The sequence below is a fragment of the Paeniglutamicibacter psychrophenolicus genome (assembly GCF_030812255.1).
GTDB classification, from domain to species: domain Bacteria; phylum Actinomycetota; class Actinomycetes; order Actinomycetales; family Micrococcaceae; genus Paeniglutamicibacter; species Paeniglutamicibacter psychrophenolicus_A.
Genome location: NZ_JAUSSH010000007.1, coordinates 205,540 through 220,977, shown reverse-complemented (window position 1 = coordinate 220,977; position 15,438 = coordinate 205,540). Strand labels below are relative to the sequence as shown.

Sequence of the window (15,438 nt, the reverse complement as noted above, 5' to 3'; positions counted from 1 at the left end):
CCTTGGACCTTGGGCCGGTAGATCGCCCGTGGCGAGCCACCGACACCAAAGTAGACCGGTGAGTACAGTTTGGGCATCTAAATGGATACCCCTTTTCTGGAAATCACCAGGCAATCGCTCGAATCGCCGAGGTGCATTCGGATGGGCAAAACTTCACACGACGATCGGCCCATCCTCTTCGTGCTCGACCCAAACGGGAATCGTGGTCGGCGGGTGACATTTTCCGGCAGTTCGCTGCAGGTGGGCCGGGAAGCGGGTTCCGGCCTGCTGCTGGACAGTCCGGATGTCAGCCGGAGACATGCGGTGCTGTGGCAAGAAGGAAACCAAATTTACGTCGACGACCTGGGTTCCACGGCAGGAACCACGGTGAACGGGACCCGCCTGTACAGACCGCAGGTGCTGCGTGCCGGAGACATTGTCACCTTCGCGTCGACTCGCCTCGAAGTTGGCCAAGAGTCCGGTCCGCCGCAACGCCAGGAACTGGGTCCGTCCCCGCGCCACGATGCTGCCACCGCTGCGAGAACGCGGTTTGACGTTGGAGATCAGCGCGCGGACTCCATCAACAATATTGGTGGAAACCAGTACAACCTCCAGATTCTTGAGGAACGCCGCAGCCTGCTCCTTGACGTGGCCGCCGCAAAAACCCGGGCCCGCTGGATTTTGTTGTCGGGTTTCCTCATCGCACTGGCCGGTGCGTCCTTCTTCGCGGCCGGAATCATTCGGTTCCTCATGGCCGTGGCCGACGCGGCAAGCACCGGCGAAGCACCCGACATCTTCATTGATCCGTTCGGGGTTGAGATCCTCGGACTTCCATCCGGCCTGGCCGGCTGGGCGGTGGCGGGCCTCGGGATGGTCCTGATGCTCGTTGGAGGCGTGCTGCACCTTGTCGCCATCGCGCGGCAAAAGCGCGTGGATCGCGAGCTGCCGCTTCCACCGCATCCGTGAACCCTTAAGGACACAAGATGAGTTTCAATATTGGGAATCAAACAGCCGGCGTGGTCAACAACGTGGCCGGGAACCAGTGGATCTACGGGGACCAGCGGGGAAAAGCTGTGGGCACCGGCGCTGTTCGCGAGGCGGTGCGAAAGTTGCGCGGTGCCGTCGATGACGTCGCCCTCGACGACGCCACGTCCGTTGCCGTGTCCGCGGGCCTGGTCGAGATCGAATCCGAACTCGAGGCCCAGGAACCAGAGCGCTCCCGCGTTAGGGATGCGCTGGAGAAGGTGACGGTGCTGTTGACCTCGGCAGGCGCAATTGCTGCGGCCGGGCAAGCACTGGTCGGACCCATTACGTCGGTGGCCTCTTGGGTCGGAAGCTGGGGCCCCGCCGTGGCCCACCTTCTACGCGTCTAGCCGGAACACACGGCAGCCCGCGCCGGACTGCCTGCGGGGCCCCTCCACGGTTGGTGGAACTCAGCGATCCGGCCTGCACTTCGGGCGTATTACTAAGCCGGTTGCCCGGATGTTGTGGTGCGACACAAACGAAGGGCAGGGGTGCCCAGGCAAACTATGGACGCACGCAACGGACCGATAGATGTACGCCTGTCTCGTCGGACCAGATGGCGGTTTCGAAGGCGCCATCGCCCAATGGGACGGCCGCTGTTCCGGACATGAGGTCTCGGGGATCGCGGTTCAGTCGCACGGTTGTTGTCTGCGGAGCGGCGTTGGGCCGATGGCCGGCCGCCGCGAGGAGCGCCCCTTCAAGGACTGCGACTTCGTGCAGGAGCGTGCCCGAGGGTGAATTCCGGGTGACGATCCGGGCGAACTCCGCGGCCTCGGATTCGAAGTACAACGATCGGGGCGGCGTTGCACTCCAAAATTCGGCCACAAGCCGACTCAGGAGTTCGGGGTCGCCGACGTCGAAGGTTCTGGGCAGCAGGGTCAGCAGCTTGGTGAGGCGCCAACCCTCGTGCAGCTTGCGGGCCAAGGCCATGCCGGCGTCCAGCCCCTGGGACTGCAGCCGCTCCCGCTCAAGCCCCGTCAGACGAGCGGCCAGGTCGCCAAAATCACCTCTGGAATAGGCCCATGCCCGGCGGGAATCCCTGAGCATGGCCAGCTGGCCTTCCTGATACGCTGCCAAGCTCACGACGGCCGCCCATCCGGGGCAGCGAGGCTCACGCGCGCGCGGTCAAGTACGCTTGCGAGGCCGTCGGCCCCCACCGTATCGAACCACGACCCCAGCACCTCGAACGTCACACCCCCGAGGTTGCTGCACAGCGGTGCCACGGTGTCCAGCAGTTCCCAGACCTCTGCGGGCGGGATCCCGGAGTGGGCGTCGACATAAAAGTTGTCGATCTCCATCCCACCGGCAATATGTATCTCCCGCACCGCGGTGAGGTCGAGGGCCCTCAGGTACTCGTCGGCGTCCATGACGCCGTTTCGGACATTGACATAAAGGTTGTGCACGTCCAGCAGGATCGAGCCCTCTCCCCAGGCACACAGCCGGTTGAGAACCTCCGGTTCGGGAAGGGTTTCCCCCGGAGTCCGGAAGTAGTAGACGTTGTTTTCCAGCGCCACGGGCAATCCGAGAAGCCCACTCAGGTGCGCCAAGCGGGGCCCTATGAGATCGACGGTCGATTCCTCAAGTGGCACCGGCAGCGTCAACCCGGCGACGACGGAACCCTCATCCGTTGCCGCCGCGCTGTAGGCAAGGTGTTCGCTCACCCACGGGCAGTCCAGCCATGCCGCCCAAGACCGAAATTGCTCAACGTACTCCTCGTCCAACGGCTCGGAACTGCCGATTGACAAGCCAATCCCATGCATCAGTATGGGCATGCGTTCGCGGACGCCCTCAAGCATGCTCCGCACGTCCTTGTCGACGTCGAAGCGCGGATGGGTTCCCCGCCCCGCGTCGTGCCAGAGGGTGTCCGGGATGATCTCAAGGTAGTCGGCGGGCCAGTCCGCCGAGCGCAGCAACGGATCCAGCACCGGCTGGTAGAGCACGCCAACACCGAGCTTGGGTGGGTTTGGCATGGTCTAGAACCGCTGCTGGAGCCGTTCAAAGATCACGCTGTCAATGGCCAGGCGGTCCAGGCCCGACAGGCATGGCGCACACCCGCGAGGGAAGTTGAAGGTCAATGCCTCCTTGAGCACCTCGACCATCTTGCCGAACTCCATGTCCGGTTCGAGTGCTATGCGTACTTCACGAATGCCGGGTTCGCGGATCTTCAATGCCGGTGCATGTTCTGCTTCCATGACCTTTTCCTTACCTGGGTTTGGCAACGACGTTCGGTCGGTTCAAGGACCGATCCGTGGGTGCATTAAACCAAGGCCGGCATTACTCGGCCGTTACCAGACATGGTCGAACCAGACAAGGCGAACAATCGACTGGCCTCGACTCCGAAGCCGACAGCCCACGGGACCGCGCCAGCCAGTCCGATTCACGATTTGCCATTCGGAATCCGATGACCCCAACGCAGGCTGTAGCTACACCGTCCCGTGAACCACCAACCAGGCCGAAAGCGACGTCCCGACCCGTGAATGAATACCCAGCAACGGAGCTTCGGCGGCTGTTGGCGGACTCTCGGGGACCGACCGAGTTCGCCGCCGTCCACTCCTACCAGTCCACCGCCGCCAAATGGGCAAGGACAAGCTCGAGTCGCGCACCGGGCTGTCCAGCACCGGTCCCTGCCTGCCACCTACGCTGAACCCCAGCTGAACAGCCGCCACGGAGGATCTTCTGCAAGAAATCTCAGATATTTACATGCTTAAGGCCCACTGGATAATCCACTTCTTTGCAGAAGCCTTCGCCAACGCGCACGGAATGCGTGCTGCGGGGAGGGGGTTCATGTTCCACCAAGGTCAGTCCCGGAACATCCCCTTGCACCGATGCACCCCCAACATCTTGCATCCGTGCTGCGATGCGGGTTTTCACCCCAACACCGAGCACTTTTGTACGCGGAGTGGGGTCCCCCGGCTTTCCCGGGTACTGGTCGCTCCGCAGTGCTCTACACATTGAATTAGACCAAACGATGGCAAATAATTCGCAGGTTAAGCAAGTGTGAATCTCAAATTCACCCTCGAATTCACCCTCAACCAAATACATACGCAGCATTTGAAGGAACCCTCACCCAACCTGCCTGGGTAAATCCATTAGGCAAGGAACAAGCGCCACCCGGAAGTCGGTCGGCGGTGCCAAACGCGGAATCAGCCGGTCAGATTACGATTTCGCATGTGTGAACGTCCGTTTGGGGAACATGACTCGCGGCCGCTGTACCTGCGTGGGCCTATTCTGGCCCCTCAACGTTCAAGGCATCCTCGACAGGCTACCCCTGGCGGCGGGCCCCGTCCATCCACGTCGAGGACATCAAAACCGCCGAAGATCGGGGGCACAACCACCAAGGATGTTGGCGGCTTCGAGCGCCTGGTTCCTGCTTCCATGCCTGGCGTCGCTCCCGATGTGCACGGTTCGCGGTCCGTCAGGCAAGCTGCGGCAGCCGCGCGACAGCGGTAGCCACGTGGGTCGCGAAGCGCCCGGCGGCCGCCTTGACCGCGGCGTCTTCCATCCTCTCAGCGAGCCCGCCGAGCAGGTTGAGCCGACTGTGTTCGATCCAGCCGCGGATATCGGGCTGCCCCTGCCAGAGCTGCTCGCTGACCCAGGTGCGGGTGAACATCGTTGCCATGTCGCGGGGCGTGCTGGCGTAGGGGTTCGGCGGCGCCAAGCGGTTTTTCTCCGCTGCGTCGTCCCCGTGGGCCTCGATGAAACCCAGGAGCGCGGCGTTGAACGTCGGCGAGTTGTGCCGCAGCTGCTGGAGTGTGATGGTGTCTTCGGCGAAGACCGGCACCGGAGGGGAGCTGGCCAGACCGCGCGCGGAGCAGTCGATGACCAGTGTGCCGGGGCCGGTGGCCACGTCTCCATCGGTGAGCCGCAGGCGGCCCGCTTCGACGGACTTGACGTGGCCGAGGCGGATCACGTTCTCGATCTGCCGCAGCGCCGACAGCTCGGCGAGGCTCAGCATGGTCCCCCGGTACATCGTGGGCTCGATATCGGAATCGATGCGCATCAGCCTGCCAACATCCTCCAGCCGGTGGCACAGGTCTACCAGGGTGCGGGCTTGGGCACCGGCCTGGGCGTCGTCGGCCAAACCGTTGATGATCGATGCGACCTGGTCCAGGGGCTGCATGCCCGCCCGATCCGTGAACCACATCTCTCGCGGTCTCACCCAGCGGATCCTTTCGGGGTCGATGCCGGCGTCGAGCAGCCACAGACAGGCATCGACCGCTGTCTTGCCGGCACCGATGACGATGAACCCGCGATGCTCCCCCGCCCGCCCGGGCAGCATCCCGATCGGGGCGAACGCCGCGTCCTGATCGACGGCATAGGACGGCACATGGGTGGCGGGCACGGACGCCTCTTGGTATCGGGCATCGACAACGCGGCGGCGCACGCCGATCTGTTCGATCTCTCCGCTCCCCGTGTGGCGGATGCTGGCCGTGCCGCCGTGGTGATCGAGGAACTCACTCCGGGCGAGGAAGTGCGCCCGTCCGGAGGCCTCCAGCCGACTGGCCCGCACGGTCTCGAAGTATGCGCATACCTCGGCACCGGTGGCCTGCTCGTAGAAGCCGGTGTTCCGGCCGGAGGCGATGATCCGGTTTTGGCCCAGCGGCAACGAGTCAACGCCGTAGTACGCCGACGGCGAATGAAGTCGCACAAAGGAATAGGCGTCCCTCCAGTGGCCGCCGACCTTCGCGCGCCGATCAATGAGCAGGACCTCGGCGTCCGATTCGCCGAGCAGCGTGTCAGCGAATGCGAGACCGCTCGCACCCGCCCCGATGATGAGATAATCCGTGGTTTTCACTGTCGATCCCCTATTTGATGCTGCATCAATGATCCCACCGTTTGGGGCGGCTTCAAGGGGGCGGTGCGGGCCCTTTCCGCCGACCAATTCGTGGTTTCGCGCGCGGACCGGGGATGATCAATGCCTTTTGGGAAGCTGTTTCCCTTCAGCTTGTCCGACGGCGGGCGTAGGGTTGGATACCGACGCGGGGCCGCTCACGACGCCACGCCGCAGCTTTCGGGCCCCGCGGTCGACGGCCACCAGGGAAGACGAAAATGCAACAAACGTTGCCGCTGTGGCCGGCCACCGGGCACGCGCCGAAGACCTCGCCATCAATGTGGCGGTCTCCGGGTCCGGCCTGACCGCTTTCCCGAACCACGTCAAGGAAGACCTGGGGAAGATGCTGAAGCCCGGGACCACCTGGGCAGAGGTCCGTGAGAAGCTGGACAGGGCCACGGGTGTCGGCCCCGACACTGCCAGGGTGCTGCAGGAGGCCTACGGGCAGTCACTGCGTCGCAATGACGAGCAGGTGCTGTTGGCGACCGCCACCGACAAGCGGTTGCTGACCATCGCCGTGGACCATTGGGCAGCGATCATGGCAGAGCTGGAATAGTCCAAGGCAGCGTGCTCCCCGAATGGTCAGCGATCCTCGCCGCGCAAAAAGGAATCCAGGCGTTGGGCCAAGGCCGGTGACGGTTCAACCCCGAGTTCATCCATGACCAGGTCCCGGTATTCCGCAAAGCTGCGCTGCGCCAGCAGCGGGTTTCCCTCGGACAAGTAGGTTTCAATCAGCGTTTCCTGGGCGGACTCGCGCAGCGGATCGGTCTGGCACACGACGAGTGCCGACTCCAGGGCCTCGGCGAACCTGCCGGCCAACCTGAATTCGCGACTGAGGCATTCCACGGCATGGAGCATCCGTTGCTGCAGCCGTTGGCGTTCCATCTCTATCCACTCGTCGGAGAACCCGGGCAGGATTTCTGCGGTGTCGATGTTCCTGGGCACCCACGCCAGGTCGATGGCCGTCGGGATCCCGGCAATCAACCGGGTGGCCCAATCATCGAGTAATTGGACGTCCACCAGCACGCCATCTCCCAGGGACAACAGGTGCCCATCCGAATCGACCAGGCCGATGCCGTCGCGGCGCAGCCGCCACAATTGCGCCCTCAGGTTGCCCGCTGCCCGTTCCCCGCCCGCGTCCGGCCACAGGGTGCTGGCCACAAAGCGGCGGTCGTGCTCGCCCGGGTTGAAGGCCAGGTATCCCAGGATCCGGGCGTGCCCATCGGTCAGGTGCCGGACATTTCCGCCCAAGGTGGCGGAGGGGGGCCCCAGAAGGTGAAGCACCGGCGCGTTTCCATTACCGCAGCCAGACTCCAGCGAACGCACCAGCCCCGATGCCATGGCGTCCCCCAAACAGGATTGAAACAATGGACAAGGCCACCATACAATTCCCGGCCACCGCCTTGCCAGTGGCCAAAAGACTACAGACATTGCGGGACCCCGGTGGTAGGCAAGCGCTCCCGAGCGGCCTCGAAGCGGCAACGCCACGGGCTGTGGCAAGGGATCTTCCATGGGTTTTTCCCGCCGCCTGGCACACCCGCCGATAACGCCCCGGTGACGGATCGGGGCGCTAACTCGAGACAGGAGCCACGTGCCCGGGCACCGGCCCGGCGTACCCGGGGGCTCGGCACACGGGGCGGAGCGACCTTCCCAAGGGGGTGGCCAGCGCGATGACAGATGCCTCGCCAGCGAGCTACGCCGGCTACACGGATCTTGCCGGTCCCCCGGATCCTCGGCTTGACCGGCTCGCCTTCCGCCGAATCCTGGAGGGCCGGGAGAAGTCGGTGCTCGGTTCGCTGCTGGTGCTGAACCTGGCGGCTGCGGCCGCGTTCATCGCCCTGATCACGGCACTGGCGTTGCGCTCCGACCCGGGCCCGTACGGCTGGGCCCTGTGGGCCTTGGTGGTGCTGCCCGAACTGCTCCGGCTGGCGCAAAGCGCCGGGGTCGTCGCCTTTGCCGCCGTCGCGAGCGACCCGGTGCCCATGGAACCGGTGCCCGGGCTGCGCGTGGCCGTGTTGACCACCATCGTCCCGTCCCGGGAACCTGTCGAACTGCTCCTGAAGACGTTGCGCGCCATGCGGGCAGTGGAATACGACGGAGCGGTGGACGTGTGGATCCTGGACGAGGGGGACGACCCGGCGGTCCGCGAAGCTGCGGCATCGCTCGGGGTCAGGCATTTCACCCGGCTCGGGAACCCGGACTACAACACCTCCGGTGGCCGGTTCCGGGCCGGGACGAAGGCGGGAAACCACAACGCGTGGCGCGATGCCCACGGCCGGGACTACGACATCGTCGCCCAGGTGGATCCCGACCATGTCCCCTTCCCCCGGTTCCTGTTGCGCACCCTGGGATATTTCCGCGATCCGGACCTGGCCTTCGTCGTGGCTCCCCAGGTCTACGGCAACACCGGCACCAGCCTGATCGCCAGGGCTGCCGCCGCCCAGGGATACATTTTCACAGGCATCATCCAGCGCGGGGGAAACGGCTTGGGTGCGCCGCTGCTGATCGGCACCAACCACCTCTACAGGATGAGCGCCTGGGAGCAGATCGGCGGTTACCAGGATTCGATCATCGAGGACCACCTGACCGGCATGGCGGTGCACGCCGCGACCAACCCGGCCACCGGCGCCGCCTGGACCGGGGTATACACCCCGGACATCCTGGCCGTCGGCGAGGGGCCCTCGACCTGGACCGACTTCTTCGGCCAGCAGGACCGCTGGGCTTCGGGCATCTGGCAGATCCTGCTCGGTGGCGGACGCGAAGCGCGCCGCCGGCTCGGCGGCCGGCAGGCCGCCGCCTACGTCTTCCTGCAGTCCTTCTATCCAAGCGTGGGCCTGGCCTGGATATTGGGCACCCTGGCGAATATCACCCAACTCGTCTGGGCCCGGACCCGCACGGGCCCAGACGAGCTCGGGGCGCTGCCGTTGACCCTCTGGTGCCTGGTGGTGTGCAGCTGGCTGCTGATCCTGCACCGGATGAAGCGCTGGTACCTGCATCCGGCCGAGCGCCGAACCTCGATCGCACTGGCGCTGCTGGCGACGCTGGTCGCGGCCCCCGTGTATGCCGCATCCGCACTGGCCGCCCTGCTGCGCCGCACCCCCGCCTACGTGGTCACCGGCAAGGGACGTCTGCGCAGCCGCGAAAGGGCGCGCACGTTCCTTCCCCACCTGCTGTGGGCAGCGGCGCTGGCGCTGGCGCTGGCGCTGGCGGCCGGCACCGCGGCCGGCACCGCGGCGGCAGCCTGGGCCTTGGTCGGCATCTCGGTGTGCCTGCTGCCTCCGGTCATGGCCCTGTCCCGTCCCCTTGGCCTCCGGCGCGGAAGACATTCAGCACGGCGCTTCCATGCTGTCCGTCTTCATAACCACCCATCACGTAGATTTCGGGGCCCAGCGCGGCAGCGGCCAGGCCCGCGCGCGGGGCCGGCAGCGCAGGAATCCCCGCAGGCCCGTTCAGGCACTGCACTTGGGCACTGACGCCTTGGCCCGTATCCCCGGCGATGGCACACGGCCCCGCACCGGGAATCCACACCGCGGCGGCGCTGTGCACGGGGCGCACCGGCTGCCCCTGGCTGATCCCGTCCACCTGCACCACGTCCACGGTGCCGAACGCCGGGACGCCTGAGGCACGATCCCGGCCCCCGATGATCCACACCGTGCCGAATCCATCGCTGAGCGCGGCAGGCTTCTCCCGGGCAACGGAAAGTTCGCCGATCTGTTTCCACGCCCCCGCAGCCAGGGCGTAGACCTCCCTGGCGGCGGCGTGGTCAGTGCCGACGCCTCCGGCATAGACGATCCGGCTTCCGTCCCAGGCCGCAGCGCCGGCTTCCCGGCTTGCGGGCAGGGGCTCGTCCCGGAGCCATTCCCCGGTTCCGGCATCCAGCCGCAGCGTCGTGTCCACCGCACCGGCGGCACCCTGCCCGCCCACGAGGTAGAGGTCGGGCCCCGCCGCGACGAGGGCGCCGAAGGCGAGCGGTTCGGGCAATTGGGGACCCGCGCTCCAGCTTCGGGTGGCCGGGTCGTAGATGTTCACATCATCCAGCAGTTCCCGGCCGTCGCTCGCGGAAACCCCGCCGGCCACCCAGATCTTTTCCCCGTGGGCAGCCATCGATGCCCCCTCGAGCGCAAGCGGCGCATCGGGCAGGGGCTGCCACGACGCCGGGCCGGGGCGCTGCAACAGCACCACGACGACGATGAGCACCGCAGCGAGCACCCCGACGATGGACGGCAGGGCCCAGCGAGGGAGCACAAACCGCCCCGAGTGTTCCTCTCGCCGCGAGGGTTTGTGCCGTTTCCTGGGGACTCCCACGATCCCTTCCAGCGCGATTATCAGCCGCCCGGCGTCGTACCGGAACCGGGTGGGACTGATTTCCACCGCCTGTTTGCCGGCCAGCGCGCGAAGCGGGGCGGGCAGCGCCGCCGCCGAGGGCATCGCGGCGCCGCCGAGGAGCACAGGGAAGACCTTGACCCCGGCGACCAGCGCACTTTCGACCTCGAGGCGGACGAAGTCCCCCGGATCATCGAGCCTGCGCCTGCCTTGCGCGTCGGCCACCTCCAACCAGTCCGGGTCGATCATCACCAACACCGCCCGACACCCGGAAAGGGTCTCGGTGAGCACACCGGCGAATTCCTCGCCCGGTTCGATGGAATCGACGTCCATGAAAACGTGTTCCTCCCCGAAGTGCGCGGCCAGGGCGTCATAGACGCGGCCGGCACTGCCCGTGGAGGTCGCCCGGCGATAGCTGATGAAGATGGACTCGGACATAGCGGGTCTCAGTCCTTGGTCGGCTCGGCGCCCTTGCCGGCCGATTCGGTCCAGGCAGCATGTTCCGTGCTCACGGATTCCTCGATGAACCGGGCCAGCCTTTCCCGTCGCCGCTCCGGATTGGCGTAAGCGCCGACCCCGGCCGCAAAGAAGAACCCCTCGTGGCGCATGCGCTCGGCCGTGGAACGGTAGTTCAGCCATTTGGCGTGGAACTGGCCAATTTGTTGCAGGCCCTCGAAGAGCACGATGAGTCCACCGACCAGGGCTGTCAGCGCCGCCGGAGCGGCCAATGCGGCAAGCACCGTGACCGATGCACCGCTGGCGAGCGTCAGGGCCTTGAGACCCTGGTAGGCCCAGCGGGATCGGCTTGCGGCGCGGTCGTACCAACGGAATTGGGCGCTGAACATCTGCCACAGCAAGTCCTGCGCGCCGTTTGAATCCTGCGGCTCGGGCAGGTCCGAGGCAAGTTTTTCCCATTCGGGGCGTCGTTTCCGTTTTGCCCGTGCCATGGTCTTCTCCTAGAATTTGCGGTTGGCCCTAGTCTTGATCCTTGGGGCTTGGTTCGCATCCTTCGAGCGGTACGGGGAACGCTCCCCCGTCCTGCTCGGCGAGCGGATCGATGTCCCACACCGGAATGGACAGCGGGCCGCAGCGCTCGGCGAAGTCGTCGGTGGTCTCGCTCAGACCCCGGGATGCGGGCCGGATTGCCAACGCCCTGACCGGTTCCGATCCGATGGCCCAAGCCCGTGCCCGCTCCAGCAGGACCTGGTTGTGGCGGGTAAAAACGGCGGGATCGGCAGGATCCAGGGTTCCGGCCAGCGGCGGCCCGGTGGCAGTGAGCAGGGCGTTGAACCGTGCCACCCATTCCCCGCCGTGCGCCCGGATGCTGCTCAATTCGAAGGCCGGCACGTCAAAGGGCAGCAGGACCTTGAGCTGGACGCCGGCTGCCAGGGCGGCTTCGGCCACGATGATGTCGCTGCCGGAGGCAAGCGCGCCGACAGCAAGCCGCGGCCGGCTTCGCAGCAGCAGGCATGTGAGGCGCCGGCGCAACGGCGCCTCGGCACGGAAAGGGAGCCGGGGCTGCAATCTGTCGCGCAGGTCGGCCTGGACACCGGCAAACACCAGGATCATCCTTCGCACCGCCTCCCCCGTGAGGTCCGGGGCTGCCTCCCTGCCGGGGCGCAGCCAAACGCAAGTGGATGCGGGCGCCCGGGCGCACCGCATTCAGGTGCCTCCACAAGTCCATGATGCGCCCCCGGCCCCGGTGACGTCCATGCGTGGGCGGGGGGCATCTCCGGCCGCCCCGGATGGCGGGCCGGAAACACGGGAACCCGTGGAGCTCATTTTGCGGGGATTGGTTCCATTCACCGCCCCGGGCACGGCACGCCGAAGTCCGCTGGTTGCCCAAGGCGGCAAGAAACGGCGACCTCGGATCGGGGCCGAGCTGCCCTCATCCCTCGCACGGCAGGAATAACACCTCGCCTGCGGCCGGCCCACCACGTGCCCAAACCGCTACGGGGCCCATGGCCCGTTTCACATCTCCGGCCCGGATTCGCGCAGTGCCGTGTACACCGGACGCAGCACCTCGGCCAGCGGGTGCGAGCGCACGGTCAGTCCCACTTCCGGCAGCTGGTCCCACCATGCAGGCAAAAACACCCCGAATCCCTCTTCGGCGAGGGCAGGGGCTCCGTGGCGCAGGAAATCAAAGGCCGCCTCGGTGTCAGGTTCCATCGATTGCGGCCGAGATTGGCGCAAGCCGTGTTCGATGCCGGGATAGATGCGGGCGGCCTTCCCCAGTCCACCCAGCAGGATCTCCTGCGGACGCCCCAGCAAGCGGGACAGGGCTCCGTCGTCCCTCCAGACCTGCTCGGCGGGAACCAACAGGCTCGGGTCTGCCGCGGACTGCAAGAGGAACTCCACGCGCCATCGTTGCGTGCCCGGCCGTGCAGGTTCACCCACCTCTGCGCCATTGATTTCACCGAGTCGAAAGGTTGCAGGAGCCACAGAGGTGGCTTCGACGGCGTATCCGGCCCAGGGCGCCAAGGCGCGTTCCAGGTCCTCCAACGCAGGTTCCGGCGCGTTGAGATCCGCATTCGGGCTTGACAGCGCCTCCAGCCAAGCCTCGACCACAGGAAGTTGCCCCGGTTTGCGGCCACGGCGAGGTGGCAGTATCCGCAAGTCCGTTGGAAGTCGTCGCCGAACCGCCGCGTCGGTCAGCACGTCCAGCGCCGCGGCGACCAATTCGCCGGCATCCTCCGAACCCGGCTCTGCCCGAAACGACGGTGGCGTGGCAGCGGTCAAGTCCCCGAACGCCAGGGCATCGGGTCCCCGCAGAACCGCACGCCAACGCGACTGTGCCACCGGGTCTCCCTTCCCGTCCTTCTCCGTCCACGCAATCTCGGGGATGACCCTGCCGCGCTGCGCAAGCTCGTCCGCGAAGCGCAGCAGTTCCTGGAGGAACCGAACCGACGGCGCCATGCGGGGATCAAAGGGCGGGGTGCCTTCCGCGACGGAAAAGCCCTCGGGAAGCAACGCCCTCTCCAGCACCCTGCCGTGAGCCTCGGCATCGGATGCCGGATGGGGCCGGGCCCCGTCGGCTTCCGGGCCCACCCACACCACGGGGACCAACCACGACAAGAGCGAGGGGTCGCCTGCGCCACGGCGCTGCGGAACCACACGCACAACTTCGGGCGAGTCAAGCGGCGACTGCCGCAGGGACCGGAGCCAAAGGGTGGTGCTGCCGACCGCACCGGGCTGCAGCCCCAGCACGACATCACCGGTGGCGGCAAAGGGATGGGGGCGCGCCGACCTCACTGCCTGGCCGGGGCTCTTGACGGTCTTCCCGGAGTCTTCCGCCCACAACCCGAGACCATGCTCGATCGACCAGAACGCATGGAGCACCAGCAAAAGCATCATCTTTCATGGCGGCAAGCAGCCACCCAGACAGGCACCGGTATTTCCCACCCACCAGCCTAACGCTGGAACGGGCCGAATTCCGGGGTATCCGGGTCGGGAACGTTCGCCCGCCGTCCATTCCGCCGTCCGCCGGTGATTGCCGTTTTGCGGCGCGGTCCCAGGATTGGCCCGGCACAGGATCAGCCGCCTGTCCACCATCCGGGTGGTGGGTCGTTTGCCCCGGATACGGCGAAAGGGCCCCCTTCCACCATGGGTGGAAGGGGGCCCTTCGGTCAAGCTACCTCGCGTGGATCAATGATCCGTTGGCGCAGGTTGGCTTAGGCGCCGGTGAGCTTCTCGCGCAGTGCTGCGAGGGCCTCGTCGGATGCCAGGGTGCCTGCCTCGGGAGCCGGGGCTTCCGAGGAGTAGGACGAAGAAGCGGACTCGGCCGGAGCCGATTCTGCGGCAGCGTCGTCGGCAACGTGCTGGGCAACCTGCTTCTTGTGTGCTTCCCAGCGGGTCTGGGCGTCAGCGTACTGCTGCTCCCAAGCCGAACGCTGGGTCTCGAAGCCTTCGAGCCACTCGTTGGACTCCGGGTCGAAGCCCTCCGGGTACTTGTAGTTGCCCTCTTCGTCGTACTCTGCGGCCATGCCGTAGAGTGCCGGATCGAATTCGGTGCCTTCCGGATCGACGCCCTCGTTGGCCTGCTTGAGGGACAGCGAGATGCGGCGACGCTCGAGGTCGATGTCGATGACCTTGACGAACAGCTCGTCCCCGACGGAGACAACCTGCTCTGCAAGCTCCACGTGGCGCACGGCCAGCTCGGAGATGTGCACGAGGCCTTCGATTCCGTCTTCGACGCGCACGAATGCACCGAACGGAACAAGCTTGGTGACCTTACCCGGAACAACCTGCCCGAGGGCGTGGGTGCGGGCGAAGGTCTGCCACGGATCTTCCTGGGTGGCCTTGAGCGAGAGCGAAACACGCTCGCGGTCCAGATCCACTTCGAGAACCTCGACGGTGACTTCCTGGCCAACCTCGACAACCTCGGACGGGTGGTCGATGTGCTTCCAGGACAGCTCGGAAACGTGGACGAGGCCGTCTACGCCGCCAAGGTCCACGAATGCACCGAAGTTGACGATGGAGGAAACGACGCCCGGACGAACCTGGCCCTTTTCCAGCTTGTTGAGGAACGTGGAGCGAACCTCGGACTGGGTCTGCTCGAGCCATGCACGGCGGGACAGCACAACGTTGTTGCGGTTCTTGTCCAGCTCGATGATCTTGGCTTCGATTTCCTGGCCGATGTACGGAGCCAGATCGCGCACACGGCGCATTTCGACAAGCGATGCCGGCAGGAAGCCGCGCAGCCCGATGTCGAGGATAAGGCCGCCCTTGACCACCTCGATGACGGTGCCGGTAACGACGCCGTCTTCTTCCTTGATCTTTTCGATGTCGCCCCAGGCACGCTCGTACTGAGCACGCTTCTTGGACAGGATCAAACGACCTTCCTTGTCCTCCTTGGTGAGGACGAGGGCCTCGACGTTGTCGCCGACGGCGACAACGTCGCCCGGGTCAACATCGTGCTTGATGGAAAGTTCGCGGGAAGGGATGACACCTTCGGTCTTGTAACCGATGTCGAGCAGAACTTCGTCGCGGTCAACCTTGACGACGATGCCTTCGACGAGGTCGCCATCGTTGAAGTACTTGATGGTGGCGTCGACGGCAGCGAGGAAGTCTTCAGCAGAGCCAATGTCGTTGATTGCAACGACCGGGGCACTGGTCTTCTCGTTGGAGGTGATGGTCATGTAGTAGGGACTCCGATGTGGATAGTCTGTATGAGTCGGGCAGCCGGAAGCCCCGGCATTTTCCGAATTTAGCTTGGGTGCGGGCACGGCAATAGCCGCAACACGCGTCCCTAGTCTATTCCCCTGCACCCTGCCGGGTCAAAA

Annotated in this window: 13 protein-coding genes and 1 pseudogene; 4 read left to right on the top strand and 10 right to left on the bottom strand. The window is 65.8% G+C overall.

All coding sequences use genetic code 11. The features are described 5' to 3' along the window. Positions 1–81: 81 nt before the first annotated feature. Together J2T21_RS12100 and J2T21_RS12095 are read left to right on the top strand one after the other, a co-directional pair. Complete coding sequence (locus J2T21_RS12100) at positions 82–945, top strand: FHA domain-containing protein (RefSeq protein WP_307581606.1); 864 nt, start codon at positions 82–84, stop codon at positions 943–945. A 17-nt stretch (positions 946–962) separates the two neighbouring features. Then, a complete protein-coding gene (locus tag J2T21_RS12095) occupies positions 963–1,352 on the top strand; it encodes a hypothetical protein (protein ID WP_209908445.1) in 390 nt (129 codons plus the stop codon). Positions 1,353–1,506: 154 nt separating this feature from the next. Here J2T21_RS12095 and J2T21_RS12090 read toward each other — a convergent pair whose 3' ends face one another. From J2T21_RS12090 to J2T21_RS12075, 4 genes are all read right to left on the bottom strand, one after another. Next, the gene (locus tag J2T21_RS12090; protein ID WP_307581605.1) at positions 1,507–2,085 is read right to left on the bottom strand and encodes a hypothetical protein; all 579 of its coding nucleotides are present in this window, start codon (positions 2,083–2,085) and stop codon (positions 1,507–1,509) included. Then, a complete protein-coding gene (locus J2T21_RS12085) occupies positions 2,082–2,972 on the bottom strand; it encodes a DUF692 domain-containing protein (RefSeq protein WP_307581604.1) in 891 nt (296 codons plus the stop codon). Before J2T21_RS12085 ends, J2T21_RS12090 begins: the two co-directional genes overlap by 4 nt. 3 nt (positions 2,973–2,975) lie before the next feature. Beyond that, positions 2,976–3,194 (bottom strand): hypothetical protein, encoded by a 219-nt coding sequence (locus tag J2T21_RS12080; protein ID WP_209908448.1) that lies wholly within the window; start codon positions 3,192–3,194, stop codon positions 2,976–2,978. A gap of 1,223 nt (positions 3,195–4,417) precedes the next feature. Further along, complete coding sequence (locus J2T21_RS12075) at positions 4,418–5,797, bottom strand: NAD(P)-binding protein (protein ID WP_307581603.1); 1,380 nt, start codon at positions 5,795–5,797, stop codon at positions 4,418–4,420. A gap of 274 nt (positions 5,798–6,071) precedes the next feature. On the opposite strand from J2T21_RS12075, the gene J2T21_RS12070 reads away from it, so the two are divergent. Then, complete coding sequence (locus tag J2T21_RS12070) at positions 6,072–6,389, top strand: hypothetical protein (RefSeq protein ID WP_307581602.1); 318 nt, start codon at positions 6,072–6,074, stop codon at positions 6,387–6,389. Positions 6,390–6,415: 26 nt separating this feature from the next. On the opposite strand, the gene J2T21_RS12065 is transcribed toward J2T21_RS12070, so the two are convergent. After that, positions 6,416–7,117 carry an AfsR/SARP family transcriptional regulator gene (locus J2T21_RS12065; RefSeq protein ID WP_307581601.1) on the bottom strand — a complete coding sequence of 234 codons (702 nt, stop codon included), beginning with the start codon at positions 7,115–7,117 and terminating at the stop codon, positions 6,416–6,418. Between the two features lie 386 nt (positions 7,118–7,503). Here J2T21_RS12065 and J2T21_RS12060 point away from each other — a divergent pair. Next, a pseudogene (locus J2T21_RS12060) lies at positions 7,504–8,547 on the top strand (glycosyltransferase); the annotation flags it as partial. 568 nt (positions 8,548–9,115) lie between these two features. Here J2T21_RS12060 and J2T21_RS12055 read toward each other — a convergent pair. The 5 genes from J2T21_RS12055 to rpsA form a co-directional block, all read right to left on the bottom strand. Beyond that, on the bottom strand, positions 9,116–10,594 hold the full coding sequence (locus J2T21_RS12055) for a TIR domain-containing protein (protein ID WP_307581600.1): 1,479 nt from the start codon (positions 10,592–10,594) through the stop codon (positions 9,116–9,118). 8 nt (positions 10,595–10,602) lie between these two features. Continuing rightward, the gene (locus J2T21_RS12050) at positions 10,603–11,103 is read right to left on the bottom strand and encodes a DUF4231 domain-containing protein (RefSeq protein ID WP_209908480.1); all 501 of its coding nucleotides are present in this window, start codon (positions 11,101–11,103) and stop codon (positions 10,603–10,605) included. Positions 11,104–11,131: 28 nt separating this feature from the next. Continuing rightward, positions 11,132–11,716 (bottom strand): hypothetical protein, encoded by a 585-nt coding sequence (locus J2T21_RS12045; protein ID WP_307581599.1) that lies wholly within the window; start codon positions 11,714–11,716, stop codon positions 11,132–11,134. A 411-nt stretch (positions 11,717–12,127) separates the two neighbouring features. After that, entirely contained in the window at positions 12,128–13,510 is a 1,383-nt protein-coding gene (locus J2T21_RS12040; protein ID WP_307581598.1) for an SNF2 helicase-associated domain-containing protein, read from the bottom strand. Positions 13,511–13,827: 317 nt separating this feature from the next. Then, positions 13,828–15,294, bottom strand: a complete 1,467-nt coding sequence (rpsA, locus tag J2T21_RS12035) for a 30S ribosomal protein S1 (RefSeq protein ID WP_307581597.1) — start codon at positions 15,292–15,294, stop codon at positions 13,828–13,830. Positions 15,295–15,438: the final 144 nt, after the last annotated feature.

Coding starts and splice junctions, on each gene's coding strand:
- J2T21_RS12055 (WP_307581600.1), bottom strand. CDS start 10,594: ATGTCCGAGTCCATCTTCATCAGCTATCGCCGGGCGACCTCCACGGGC.
- J2T21_RS12085 (WP_307581604.1), bottom strand. CDS start 2,972: ATGCCAAACCCACCCAAGCTCGGTGTTGGCGTGCTCTACCAGCCGGTG.
- J2T21_RS12095 (WP_209908445.1), top strand. CDS start 963: ATGAGTTTCAATATTGGGAATCAAACAGCCGGCGTGGTCAACAACGTG.
- J2T21_RS12080 (WP_209908448.1), bottom strand. CDS start 3,194: ATGGAAGCAGAACATGCACCGGCATTGAAGATCCGCGAACCCGGCATT.
- J2T21_RS12040 (WP_307581598.1), bottom strand. CDS start 13,510: ATGATGCTTTTGCTGGTGCTCCATGCGTTCTGGTCGATCGAGCATGGT.
- rpsA (WP_307581597.1), bottom strand. CDS start 15,294: ATGACCATCACCTCCAACGAGAAGACCAGTGCCCCGGTCGTTGCAATC.
- J2T21_RS12050 (WP_209908480.1), bottom strand. CDS start 11,103: ATGGCACGGGCAAAACGGAAACGACGCCCCGAATGGGAAAAACTTGCC.
- J2T21_RS12100 (WP_307581606.1), top strand. CDS start 82: ATGGATACCCCTTTTCTGGAAATCACCAGGCAATCGCTCGAATCGCCG.